The 12,419-nt window shown below is 53.4% G+C and carries 13 protein-coding genes; 6 read left to right on the top strand and 7 right to left on the bottom strand.

Annotation, left to right across the window (positions count from 1 at the left end; genetic code table 11):
- Positions 1-94 precede the first annotated feature (94 nt).
- The 6 genes from purF to RJ38_RS01280 all read left to right on the top strand — a co-directional run bounded on the left by purF (position 95) and on the right by RJ38_RS01280 (position 5,910).
- Positions 95-1,618: an amidophosphoribosyltransferase gene (gene purF, locus RJ38_RS01305; protein WP_082005590.1), complete on the top strand. Its 1,524-nt coding sequence runs from the start codon at positions 95-97 to the stop codon at positions 1,616-1,618.
- Positions 1,615-2,121: a DUF1284 domain-containing protein gene (locus RJ38_RS01300; protein WP_052245120.1), complete on the top strand. Its 507-nt coding sequence runs from the start codon at positions 1,615-1,617 to the stop codon at positions 2,119-2,121. The genes purF and RJ38_RS01300 overlap by 4 nt, the downstream gene beginning before the upstream one ends.
- Positions 2,122-2,188: 67 nt before the next feature.
- Positions 2,189-2,842, top strand: coding sequence for an SDR family NAD(P)-dependent oxidoreductase (locus RJ38_RS01295; RefSeq protein WP_039017111.1), 654 nt, complete (start codon positions 2,189-2,191; stop codon positions 2,840-2,842).
- 297 nt (positions 2,843-3,139) lie between these two features.
- Positions 3,140-3,922, top strand: coding sequence for a 5'/3'-nucleotidase SurE (surE, locus tag RJ38_RS01290; protein WP_039017110.1), 783 nt, complete (start codon positions 3,140-3,142; stop codon positions 3,920-3,922).
- A gap of 2 nt (positions 3,923-3,924) precedes the next feature.
- Complete coding sequence (locus tag RJ38_RS01285; protein WP_039017109.1) at positions 3,925-4,590, top strand: protein-L-isoaspartate(D-aspartate) O-methyltransferase; 666 nt, start codon at positions 3,925-3,927, stop codon at positions 4,588-4,590.
- A 72-nt stretch (positions 4,591-4,662) separates the two neighbouring features.
- Positions 4,663-5,910 carry a peptidoglycan DD-metalloendopeptidase family protein gene (locus RJ38_RS01280; RefSeq protein ID WP_082005589.1) on the top strand — a complete coding sequence of 416 codons (1,248 nt, stop codon included), beginning with the start codon at positions 4,663-4,665 and terminating at the stop codon, positions 5,908-5,910.
- Positions 5,911-6,125: 215 nt separating this feature from the next.
- Here RJ38_RS01280 and RJ38_RS01275 read toward each other — a convergent pair whose 3' ends face one another.
- From RJ38_RS01275 to RJ38_RS01245, 7 genes are all read right to left on the bottom strand, one after another.
- On the bottom strand, positions 6,126-6,971 hold the full coding sequence (locus RJ38_RS01275; RefSeq protein WP_039017108.1) for an ATP-binding protein: 846 nt from the start codon (positions 6,969-6,971) through the stop codon (positions 6,126-6,128).
- Complete coding sequence (gene tatC, locus RJ38_RS01270) at positions 6,968-7,864, bottom strand: twin-arginine translocase subunit TatC (protein ID WP_039017107.1); 897 nt, start codon at positions 7,862-7,864, stop codon at positions 6,968-6,970. The genes RJ38_RS01275 and tatC overlap by 4 nt, the downstream gene beginning before the upstream one ends.
- A 2-nt stretch (positions 7,865-7,866) precedes the next feature.
- Complete coding sequence (gene tatB / locus RJ38_RS01265; protein WP_039017106.1) at positions 7,867-8,505, bottom strand: Sec-independent protein translocase protein TatB; 639 nt, start codon at positions 8,503-8,505, stop codon at positions 7,867-7,869.
- Between the two features lie 18 nt (positions 8,506-8,523).
- Positions 8,524-8,739 carry a twin-arginine translocase TatA/TatE family subunit gene (locus tag RJ38_RS01260; RefSeq protein WP_039017105.1) on the bottom strand — a complete coding sequence of 72 codons (216 nt, stop codon included), beginning with the start codon at positions 8,737-8,739 and terminating at the stop codon, positions 8,524-8,526.
- 178 nt (positions 8,740-8,917) lie between these two features.
- Positions 8,918-10,027 (bottom strand): ABC transporter ATP-binding protein, encoded by a 1,110-nt coding sequence (locus RJ38_RS01255; RefSeq protein ID WP_052245119.1) that lies wholly within the window; start codon positions 10,025-10,027, stop codon positions 8,918-8,920.
- Between the two features lie 94 nt (positions 10,028-10,121).
- Positions 10,122-11,207 carry a methyltransferase domain-containing protein gene (locus RJ38_RS01250; protein ID WP_052245118.1) on the bottom strand — a complete coding sequence of 362 codons (1,086 nt, stop codon included), beginning with the start codon at positions 11,205-11,207 and terminating at the stop codon, positions 10,122-10,124.
- An 84-nt stretch (positions 11,208-11,291) separates the two neighbouring features.
- Positions 11,292-12,413, bottom strand: coding sequence for a DNA alkylation repair protein (locus RJ38_RS01245; protein ID WP_039017104.1), 1,122 nt, complete (start codon positions 12,411-12,413; stop codon positions 11,292-11,294).
- Positions 12,414-12,419 lie beyond the last annotated feature (6 nt).

The following is a 12,419-nucleotide window of genomic DNA, read 5'->3' as shown; positions in this document are numbered from 1 at the left end:
GACTCTTTGATGACAGATGGGCCTGAGCAGACTAAGAGAAGGCAACGCCACGCTGAGGGGATTCGCACCCTCGGACAAACGGAGCTGCTGCCACATGCGCAACCTGCCACGACGTTCGCCCATTTCTTCTAACAGCCAAGATGTGCCTGATATTGCGGATGCCAAGCCGTATTATGCGCACCCTTTTGACGACAACAAACTGAAAGAAGAATGCGGTGTCTTCGGGGTTGTTGGTGTCACAGACGCTGCCAACTTTGTCGCCCTTGGCCTACACGCGCTACAACATCGCGGCCAAGAAGCCGGTGGGATCGTGTCACATGACCCCGAACACGGCTTCAATTCAGCCCGTCGTTTTGGCTATGTGCGTGATAACTTTACCAAAGCCAGCCTGATGGAAACCCTGCCGGGACCGATTGCAATCGGTCACGTACGCTATTCCACCGCTGGGTCAAAAGGCGCTGTCATCCGTGATGTGCAGCCCTTCTTTGGCGAGTTTTCCATGGGTGGCGCGGCCATTGCCCACAATGGCAATTTGACCAACGCCAATTCTTTGCGCAAAGAGTTGATTGAACGTGGCTCGATCTTCCAAAGTTCATCCGACAGTGAATGCATCATTCACTTGATGGCGCGTTCCCTGCAACGCAACATTCCTGAACGTATGGAAGATGCCCTGCGTCGTGTGGAAGGTGCGTTTTCCGTGGTTGCCATGACCCGTACCAAATTGATGGGTGTACGTGACCCACATGGTGTGCGCCCGCTTGTGCTTGGTAAAATCGGCGATGGCTGGGCGTTGTCATCTGAAACCTGCGCGCTTGATATCATTGGTGCGGAATATGTTCGTTCCATTGAACCAGGCGAGATGGTTGTGATCACTGAAGATGGTGTCGAAAGCCACTTCCCCTTCCGCAAGCAGGCGTCAAAGTTCTGTATCTTTGAACATGTGTATTTCTCACGTCCAGACAGCATCATTGGCGACCAATCCGTCTATGAGACCCGCCGGCAAATCGGTGTGGAACTGGCCCGTGAAACCCCTGTGGATGCAGATCTTGTCTGCCCCGTACCGGACAGTGGCACCCCTGCGGCGATTGGGTTTTCTCAAGAAAGCGGCATTCCTTACGCGATGGGCATTATCCGCAACCAATATATGGGCCGGACCTTCATTGAACCGACCGAGCAAATCCGCAACATGGGTGTGCGTTTGAAGTTGAACGTCAACCGGGCGCTGATCAAAGACAAACGGGTGATTTTGGTTGATGATTCCGTTGTTCGTGGAACCACATCCCGCAAAATCAAAGACATGATTTTAGATGCAGGCGCAGCAGAAGTGCACTTCCGCATCGCGTCCCCGCCCACCGCATGGCCTTGCTTCTATGGCGTGGACACACCTCAGCGTGACAAGCTTCTCGCGGCCACTATGTCCGAAGACGAGATGCGCGACCACCTGGGCGTGGACAGCCTCAAGTTCATCTCACTTGATGGTCTGTATCGTGCCGCTGGTCAGAAGAAAGGCCGCAACAAAAAATGTCCGCAGTACTGTGATGCATGCTTCTCTGGTGAGTATCCGGTGACACCAGCAGATATGCTCGAAAAGGGTTTCGAGATGAAAGCGGCTGAGTGAGCGCCCAAAATTCTTCGAAGAATTTTCCCCGGAGTTTTTCAAAAACTCCGGGCGAAGCTGCACTGAAATTTCGTCCGCATCACTTCCTCTGCTCTCTTGGTTTCCAAGGCAAAGGCTATTCCGACGAATTCACTGCCAATATGACGCGGATCGTCGACCAAGGTTTACGTGCCCCCAAAGGTGAAGCCACCGACATCGTGGTCGTGCGCAACACAGATGACATCTGCGCCCCCTGCCCCAAACGTCGCGGTCTACGGTGCAGCAACCAAGACGGGATTGAAAAACTAGACAAAGCGCATCTGCGTGCCCTTGGTTTAAGTTACAACGAACGCCTCACTTGGGGCGACGCTTTGGATCTGATAAAACAGCGGATCAGCCCAGGCGGCCTACAGATTATCTGTGCCGGATGCCAATGGCTGGAATATGGTATGTGCGAAACTGCGGTTCAAAAACTTCACACCGAACGTGCACCAAGCCCCCCCGAGGATTTCGAAGGACCGTGACGTCGCAGCTGGTCAAAAAGTGGCATGGCCTCTCGACAGAGTATCTGTGTAAGGATAGAGAAGCCTCATGACCGAGATTGCACAAAAAACCGCCCTCATCACCGGCGCATCCCGTGGCCTTGGCGCCGCACTTGCGTTGGCGCTTGCCCCCACCCATCACATCATCGCAGTTGCCCGCACCCAGGGTGGATTGGAAGATTTGGATGACAATATCAAAGCAGCTGGCGGCAGCGCGACCCTGGTTCCAATGGACCTGACGGATGAAGGCGCTTGCGCGTATCTCGGGGGATCAATTGCCCAACGTTGGGGCGGCGTCGATCTTTGGGCCCATAGCGCCATTCACGGCGCACCACTGACCCCGACATCGCATATCGACAATAAAGATTTCGACAAAAGCCTGGCGGGCAATGTGAATATGACGCGTTTCCTTATCCGCGCGGTCGAGCCCCTACTGCTTGCGAAAAAAGGCCGCGCCATGTTCTTCGAGGATAAAAGCATCGGTGGGAAATTCTATGGCAGCTATGGTGCAACCAAAGCTGCGCAGATCGCTCTTGCAAAGAATTGGCAAGCAGAGGGTGCGAAGAACGGGCCTGAGGTGATAATCGCCAACCCCGCCCCCATGGGCACGGGATTGCGCGCAAGGTTTTATCCAGGCGAGGATAAAAGCGTTCTGGCCGATATCCATGACGAGGCCGCCAAAATAGTATCTCATCTGGCGTGATCTGCCCCGTCGCGCGTTAAGCGATGTTAACCCTCTATTGGAAAACCAGTTTTCTAGTTTTCTAGTTTTCTAGTTTTCTAGTTTTCTAGTTTTCTAGTTTTCTAGTTTTCTAGTTTTCTAGTGAAACGGGCCATGGCGCTGTATCTCCGTCAACATCGCATCACGCCTGTCTGTTTTCTGCGGCCAATACAGCGCAATCACGCATCCATTCAAAAACTCTCGATCAGTGTACTTTACGCACGACTCTTCGATCGTTATTGATCAGAAAACAGCTCACAACCATGTATCGGGGCCAACATGCGCATTCTCATCACCAACGACGACGGCATTCACGCTCCCGGTCTAAAAACACTTACCAAGATCGCAGAAGACCTCGCTGGCCCCGATGGCGAAGTCTGGATTGTCGCGCCCGCATTTGAACAGTCCGGCGTCGGCCATTGCATTAGCTTTACACATCCTTTCCTGGTCGCCCAACACGGCCCGCGCAGCTTCGCTGCAGAAGGCAGCCCCGCTGACTGTGTGTTAACCGCTTTGCACGACGTCATGCCTGAACGTCCCGATCTGGTGCTCTCTGGTGTCAACCGTGGCAATAATTCAGGTGAGAACACGCTATATTCCGGGACAATTGGTGCCGCAATGGAAGCTGCACTGCAGGGCATTCCCGCAGTGGCCATGTCCCAGTATTTCGGCGTTGATAATCGTGACCTCGACGACCCTTTTGAATGCGCCGCAGCCCATGCGGTTGGGGTGATTAAACGGATCTTGGCGGCACCACAAACCAATGATACAGCGGATTACCGCCTGTTTTGGAACGTGAATTTTCCGCCCGTATCCGCAACCGCGCATAAGGGCGTCCGTCTGTCTGCCCAGGGCTTTCGCCGTGACGTAGATTTCACCGTTGAACCCCACCATTCGCCATCCGGGAAACGTTTTCTTTGGATAAAAGGCGGCCCCCAGCAAACCCCAACTTTGCCTGGAACAGATGTTACCGACAACCTCAATGGATACACCTCGGTCACCCCCATGCGGGCAGATCTGACGGATCACAAAACTCTTACCGCCCTGAAGGAAAGCTTCTAGGCATGTCTTCTCAGGTCAACCAAGATATCGCCGAGCGCAAAATGCAGTTTCTGTTTCAACTGCGCTCGAAAGGTGTGACGGATAATCGTGTGTTAACCGCGATGGAAAAAATTGATCGCGGCCCTTTTATTCAAGGGTTTTTCGCTGATCGCGCCTATGAAGACACACCATTGCCGATCGCCTGTGGGCAAACCATCAGCCAGCCGTCTGTGGTGGCGCTAATGACCCAGGCGCTGAATGTGCAGCCCCGTGATAAGGTGCTCGAGGTGGGCACGGGATCGGGGTATCAGGCTGCAATTCTCAGCCAATTGGCGCGACGTGTTTACACCGTTGAACGGCACCGCCAACTCATCCGCACAGCGCGCAAAGCCTTTGAAGAACTAGACTTGGGAAACATCACAGCGATCATTGGTGACGGCAGTTTTGGCCTCCCACAGCAAGCGCCATTTGATCGTATTGTCGTGACAGCTGCGGCCGAAGATCCGCCGGGCCCTTTGCTTGCACAGTTGCGTGTCGGGGGCATTATGGTCGTGCCTGTAGGTCAATCTGACGCCGTTCAAAGCCTGATTAAGGTCACACGCACCGAGACTGGGTTCGACTATGACGAGCTTCGGCCCGTGCGATTTGTGCCTTTGCTGGAAGGCTTGGGCAAAGAAGAGTATATTTAGTCAATCACACACCCTGATGGGCCGAATACAAAGCCAATTGATTGGCAAAGCGGCCCAGAACGAGGAAGAGCAATGAGCATAACACCTGTATTCGCCCCCAATGTCACACGACGCCTGCGGCTTTTATCCATGGCTGCTGTGGTTGGATTAACCGCTGGCTGTTTTGAAAACGTAGATCTGGACCTGCGCAATAATTTCGGCAATGGAATTGACACTTCGGATGCGGTCCGAGGGTCGTCCAACCGACGCCCGCGTGCCGACAATCGCGGCCTGATCTCATACCCGAATTACCAAGTTGCTGAGGCCCGCCGTGGCGACACGGTTGCCGATGTCGCGAACCGTCTTGGCGTCGATGCACAAGCGCTGGCGACCTATAATGGCATGGAAACCAGTTCTCCGCTGCGCAACGGTGAAATCATCGCCCTGCCAGGCCGTGTCTCGGAACCCTCCGCCGACACGGGTGCGATCACGTCCGGCGCGTCCCAAACCCCAAGGGTCATCGATGTTCAAACCCTGGCTTCTGGTGCAATTGACCGCGCGCCCAACAGCAACTCAGGCACTGCATCTGGCACGATTACGGCACAAACCAACAGCGAAACCGGTATCGAACCGATCCGCCACAGGGTTGGCCGTGGCGAAACCGCATATACGGTCGCCCGCCTGTATAACGTATCCGTGCGTTCTTTGGCGCAGTGGAACGGGCTAGCCTCGGATCTCAGCGTACGTGAAGGACAGTATTTGTTGATCCCGACCAGCACAGAGAGCAACAACACGACCCCCACGCCCGCCCCTGCCCCTGCCGTGGCAGCGCCAGCACCGGTGGAAACCACCCCTCCTGGCCAAGGCAGCCCGACGCCAGTTCCGCCAAGTGCCAGCACGCCATTGCCACGCAATGACACGACAACCGCGACGGAGGCGGCTGAAAACACACCGAGTTCACCTGATCTCAGCGAAAGCCGCAGCAATGCTGGGGGCCGACTTATCATGCCTGTCGCTGGCAATATCATCAGGCCCTTTGAAGAAGGTCGCAGCGGCGGTATCGACATCGCCGCCAGCGCAGGTGCGAAAGTCGTGGCTGCAGACGCAGGTACCGTCGCCGCAATCACCGAAGATACAGACGATGTCCCCGTGTTGGTGCTGCGTCACTCCGGCAACCTATTGACGATCTATGCCAATGTCAGCGACATCACGGTGTCAAAAGGGGACCGGGTGACACAAGGACAACAATTCGCCAAGGTACGTGATGGCAATCCATCATTCATACGTTTTGAAGTGCGTCGTGGGTTTGATCCCGTGGATCCGGTCGACTTCTTGAACTGATCAAACAGGTAGTGGGCGGCGCTTTGTGCATCTACGCCCAATCCTTAGCACCTCTAAAATTCCAGTATTCTAGAATACTGATTTTATCGCCACACCAGATAAGCCATCGAAATAAAACAAAAAATCCCAAAACCGCCAACCACGCTTATGGGAATAGCTGTTATCAAAAGGTAAACTTCGCCAGATTTTGGCTGTGGGCCTATTTGCCAAAAGGCCTATAAGGCGACCCCACGGCGTCCTGCCAAATCGCAAAAGAACTGCCACGCCACACGCCCGGAACGATTGCCACGTGTCGCTTGCCATTCAATGGCCTCAGCACGCAAATCATCTTGCGAAATATCAACGCCATAAGCATCGCAATACCCCCGGATCATCGCAAGATAGTCATCCTGATCGCAGGGATGGAACCCCAACCACAGACCAAAGCGATCAGACAAAGACACTTTTTCTTCCACCGCTTCTGATGGGTTGATCGCGCTTTGACGTTCGTTTTCAATCATATCGCGTGGCATCAAGTGACGCCGGTTAGACGTGGCATAAAGCACAACATTGTCTGGCCGCCCTTCAATGCCACCATCCAAAATCGCCTTCAGAGACTTGTAATGTTCATCATCATGAGAAAACGACAGGTCATCGCAAAAAAGCACAAATCGATGTGGCACACCACGTAGCAGGCCCAAAAGACGTCCCACGGACGGCAAGTCTTCGCGTTGCAGTTCAATGATCTTCAGGTTGTGACCTTGGGTCAAGATCTCTGCATGGATGGCCTTCACAAGCGATGACTTTCCCATGCCCCGCGCGCCCCACAACAGAGCGTTATTGGCGGCGAAACCTCGGGCAAATTGCAGGGTGTTTTCCAGCAATGTATCACGCGACCGATTGATCCCCACCAGCATATCCAGCGCCACACGCGACACTTTGGTCACGGGCACCAGCGCATCAGGATCCGCCTGCCACATGAACGCATCTGCGGCGTCAAAATCAGGCGCTGTGGCGGCGGGCGGGTTCATCCGTTCAAACGCCTCAGCGATGCGTGTCAGCACATCCGTTTTGCGGCTCATTTGTCGTCCATCTCTTCTGGATGCTGATCAAGTTCTTCGTCGAACTCATCCTCGTCCTCAACCCAAAGGCCTTCTGCACGCAATTTGGCTTCCCGTTTCACTTCGATACGCCCCACAAGGAAGATAGAGATCTCGTACAGACCATAAACCACGGTGAACAAAATCACCTGCGTGATAACATCTGGCGGGGTCACAAGAGCCGCCAAAACCAAGATCGCAACAACTGCATATTTGCGCACACTGCCAAGACCTTTGGCCGACACAAGCCCGGCTTTCCCCAACAATGTCAGCAAAACTGGCAGTTGGAAACACAGGCCAAAGGCCACGATAAATTTGATTGTCAGGCTAAGATATTCTTGCGCTGAGCCTTGGAAAGCGATGCCCGCAGTTGCATTGTCGACGTCTTCGCTCATGACGGTGCCCGCTTGCTGAAAGCCCAAGAAGAAATCAAAGGCCAGCGGTGTCACCACATAAAAGGCGAAACTTGCGCCCAGGAAGAACATGAAAGGCGATGCGATCAGGAATGGCAGGAAGGCCCCCTGTTCGTTCTTATAGAGGCCGGGCGCCACAAAGCGCCACATCTGGAAGGCGATATAAGGGAAGGAAAGCAACAATCCCCCCATCAGCGAAATCGAAATCGCCACAAAGAAACCTTCTTGCAGTTTGATCAGGATCAGCCCGCAATCATCCTGGCCACGTTCCGCCATTGCGGAACATAGGGGATGTGTCAAAAAGTTAAAAATTGGGTTCCAAATGGTGAAACAAATCACCATCCCGATGATAAAGGCCACCACGGAATGAATCAGGCGCGAACGCAATTCCGTCAGATGTTCGATAAGGGGGGCTGAGCTTTCTTCAACCTCATCCGGCGCAGAGGTGGCCTGGTCTGTCATGCTTATGTGTCTTTATCACTGGCCGCTTTTGCAGCGGGCTTTTTCGCCGTGGTTTTCTTCGCCGGCGCCTTTTTAGCAGCTGTTTTTGCAGCCGTTGTCTTCTTGGCTGGCGCTTTCTTCGTCGCTGCTTTCTTCGGTGCTGCTTTTTTGGCAGGTGCCTTCTTGGGCGCAGTTTTCTTCGCAGGCGCAGGCGTTGCCACTGGAGTTTCGGAATTGGCCTCCGCGGCGGCAGCCTCCGCCGCTTTGCGTTCTGTCGCCTTTTCAGCAGCTTTGTTGCGGATCTTCTCGGCAGCTTCCGCGCGATCAGCAGCAAGCTTTTGCGTCGCTGGGCCCGCTGTGCCATCCGTCAAAGATGAAGACCAACCTTTGGTCGCATCTTTCACCGCATCCAAAGACGCACCAACTGGATTGGTTGCGGCCTTTAACGTTTTGCTGACGTCAGCGCCCATGTTCTTGATGTCTTTGACACCAGATTCATCGGCAGCATCTTCCATTGCACGTTGAAATTCGCGGGCCATGCCACGCATTTTTCCGGTGAACCGGCCAAGTTGGCGGAACATACCAGGCAGATCTTTGGGACCGACGACAATTAGCGCGACGATCCCGATCAAGAGAAGCTCAAGGAAGCCCAGGTCAAACATGTTCTGTCAGCCCGCGGATCAGGCTTTGTCTTGTTCAGAGTCCGGTGTCACATCGACAGCGGCATCTACAACTTCGTCTTCCAGCTCTTTTTTGCTGTCGTCCACGCCGCGTTTAAACGCTGTAATGCCTTTACCCACTTCGCCCATCAAAGACGAAATTTTGCCGCGTCCAAACAGAACCAGCACAACAACAGCGATCAGCAGAATGCCCGGAAGGCCAATATTATTCAGCATTTTAGTCTCTCTCCCATTCCGGATTTTTTTGGGGTCTTCCCGTCCGGACTTCTTGTTCGGTATATATTTAAGTAACAGACAACAGGATTCATAGCCCAAAGGTGAAATGAATCAAAAATCACAACGTAATTTCGCATTTTTCGCCGTGGGATGCAGAGATCTCACCGAAAAACGCGGGTTACTCAACAAAGACGTAACAACGCGCACGCGGTACAGACACCCACATCACCCGTCCCTCAACCGGTAAGAAAACCGAAGGCACAGTTGCCGACAGATGCACACCGCAATCAAGTTCAAATTCCACGATGCTTTCGCGCCCTAAGAACCGTGCGCGCTTTACTGTGGCCCGCGCGGCAACCCCATGCGTCGGCGTCGGTTCAGGTCCTCGTCCCCCACGATCGAAATCGATGCGAATATGTTGCGGGCGAAATGCGATATTCACACGGGTTCCATCCGCATGGCCAGGCGCCAGAAACTGCCCAAAAGGTGTGTCAGCCAAAGCGCCATTCACCTCGGATTCAATCACATTGAGATCAGAGAAAAAACGCGCGGCATCAAGATCACACGGGGCATTATAGATGTTATAGGGTGCGCCGCGTTGGACGATTTCACCGTCACGCATCAACAGGATCTCATCTGCCATGCGCATGGCTTCTTCCGGCTCGTGCGTCACAAGCAAAACCGCTGTACCTTCTTCCTTAAGCATCGCCAAAGTTTCATCGCGCACGTCATCACGCAGGCGATCATCAAGGCCAGAAAAAGGTTCATCCATCAACATCATCACAGGACGCGGTGCAAGCGCGCGGGCCAAAGCCACACGTTGCTGTTCACCACCGGACAATTCATGCGGATAACGATCGGCGTAATGGGCCAGGCTGACACGTTCCAAAAGCTCTGAGACACGGGCCGCCTTTGCAGATTTATTGCCCTTCAGACCGAACCCAACATTTTGGGCGACGGAAAGATGTGGGAACAATGCAAAATCCTGAAACATCAACCCAATCGACCGCCCTTCCGGGGGCACACGATGCAATGTGTCACAGATCAATTCGCCATCCAGCCAGATCTCGCCGCTGTGTTGCATCTCGACGCCAGCGATCAAACGCAAAGTCGAAGATTTCCCGCAGCCAGAGGGCCCCAGCAAACAGGTCACCTGCCCCGGCATCACCGTCAGCGACACATCCTTCACAACCTGTTTTCCGCCATAGAATTGACAGATGTTCTTCAGCTCAAGTCGCGGAGCCGAGCTTTGGTCTGGTTGTTGATTGTGCTGCGCGGTATCGGTCACGACAGAGCCTTCGCTGAGTAAATTTGTCAGTTTTATCGACTAACAGAGGCCCCGGCACACGGCAAGGGCGCTGCGTATATTTCGCGCAACAAGCTTATCCGCAACAGCCACCTGCAGATGGGCTTGGCGCGCAACAACTGTCATCAACGGGATTTGATACGCCTTGATTTTTCGGGATCGAAACAGGTGCTCCTGACGCGAATTCACCATAGTGGCGATCAAAACCACCAATAAAATCAAAGAATTGCGCAAAACGACTTTGATGCAAGATCTGCCAAGTGTTACCACTGACCGTTGTGCATTTTCCCGCTTCAAAGGCGTGGGCCTCGTCCAAAACGAACACCTGCGGCATATGTTCCACCTGACCATTATAGATCACCGCCTGGCCGTAATCTTCCTGATCCGCATCAATGTTTTCCAGCTTAAACAAGCGCCAGGTCTCAGAGGTAAAGCCAATACCGCCCAGTTTCGCTTCGATCTGGGGGTTCTCAACCGTCAGAACACGGGTGTCCACCATGCGCGGATCGCCAAAACCAACATATTTGGCCAGGGACATAAAGTCGTTTCTATACAAGGCACCGGACAGGCATTCCCCATATAAAACAGGGTCATCGCGCAGATCCACAGGCACACGGCGGTCGCAATATACATCCGAGAAATACATCTCGCCGCCAGGTTTCAGAATGCGCAGGGCTTCGGTCAATACCGCCTCTTTGTCCAAGGCCAGATTGATCACACAATTCGAGATAATCAGGTCAAAACTATTGTCTTCAAACCCAAGCGCACCGAGGTCTTCAATCGTGCCTTTGACGAAATCCGTGTTCGGCTTGGCATAGCCAAAAGCATCCGCGTGAAAATCAATATGCGCGCGTGCGACGTCAAGCTGGGCGTCGGTCATATCAACGCCCGTGACAAAACCGTTCTCACCCACAAGCGCCGATAACGCATAAACATCACGCCCTGATCCTGATCCCAGATCAAGCACTTTCAACCCGGTCAAAACTTCGGGTGCAACAAGCCCGCAACCATAGTATCGTGACAACACATCATCATGAATTTTGGCAAGGATTTTCTTAAGAAAATCAGGCATATCGTCAGGCGTGCAACAGGCATTGGTCTGCAGATCAACCGATCCTTGAAGGGTTTCGCCGTAATATTCTTGAACGGTTTCATGTTGCATGTCGGGACCTCTATTGCGCTGTGTTTGGGGCAAAGACCTAGCCTCTCGCCCCCCATGAAGCAACAACAGACATCACCAAATTGATCACTCTAGAGTGAAATCGAACCCGGCCAAAATTTTGCCATTCACCTGCAAAGATAGGCGCTGAACACCGGGGTAATGGGTGAATGTTGTCGCGCCCTTCTTAAACAAGTGTTTTTTCGACAGGTTCAAGGTCTCACCAGCCTTCATCTGTACCTGTTTCAACTTGAACACTTTTGGCGCGGTTTTGCCGTTGGATTTCACAAAATCAACGACATAATCAACCATCAGCGCCTCATCACATTGCGCCGTCAATTGCCCCGAGAATGTAAAGCTTTCGCCAATCATCAACTGATCACGGTCCGGCGCAAAATGGGTCACATTAACGTCGGGATCAGTGCGATACCCCAGCAATTTCAACGCCCCCACATGGCCCTTTTTCACAAGGCCTCGCAAGGCGTGACGGGTGATCCATTGCATTTCCTTGATCTCTTGGCGCCCCTCGGATTGCCAACGCGTAAGGATGTCAACCACCAGATCCGCATCAATTTTAGATATATCATTCAAATGGTTGGCCACGGATCGTGTGACAAATCGGGTTGGATCCGCATGTAACTTATCCAAATATGGAACAGGATCCGTCACCCCAAGCCCAACCTTTATCCCCCAAGGCAGCTTTGGGCGCGTCCCTTCAGACACCAACCGGCGCACATGATAATTGTCATGCAGCATCCAGCTCTCCATCCGAGCCAAAACTTGGCTTGGCCAGTGGTTCAGAAATGGACGGATCGCAAATTCCATTGAAAACCGTTGTGTCAGAGCCTCAAGCAGATCCAGTGACAGATCTAAATGTGCCGCAAGCCCGTGGGTCACGACGTAATCCCCCAGTGGTGCGAAAATGAACCGCCCAAAATCATCATCCCTACGCGACGGGTCCAAAGGCGGCGGCAGCATCGCCATGATTTGTTCCGCTGCTGTGGGAAAATCCGGCGAAAGATGGTCTTCAAGCACGGTCGCGATATGGGCGATGCGTTGCTTAAGTTCCAGCTGTGCAAAAGGGGCAAGCACGGCATCCGTAAACACCTGCGCCTGAAACGATGGGTCGGCCACCAGGAAGAACCCCGCCAGATCACCTATGGTTTCTGGGTTAAACAGATCGTCTTTCAAACTGTATTTCTCAGCCATGCCCGC

This window comes from Halocynthiibacter namhaensis, assembly GCF_000812685.1.
Taxonomy (GTDB): domain Bacteria; phylum Pseudomonadota; class Alphaproteobacteria; order Rhodobacterales; family Rhodobacteraceae; genus Halocynthiibacter; species Halocynthiibacter namhaensis.
Note: the sequence above shows the minus strand (reverse complement) of the source record. Positions and strands in the feature narration are given on the sequence as shown.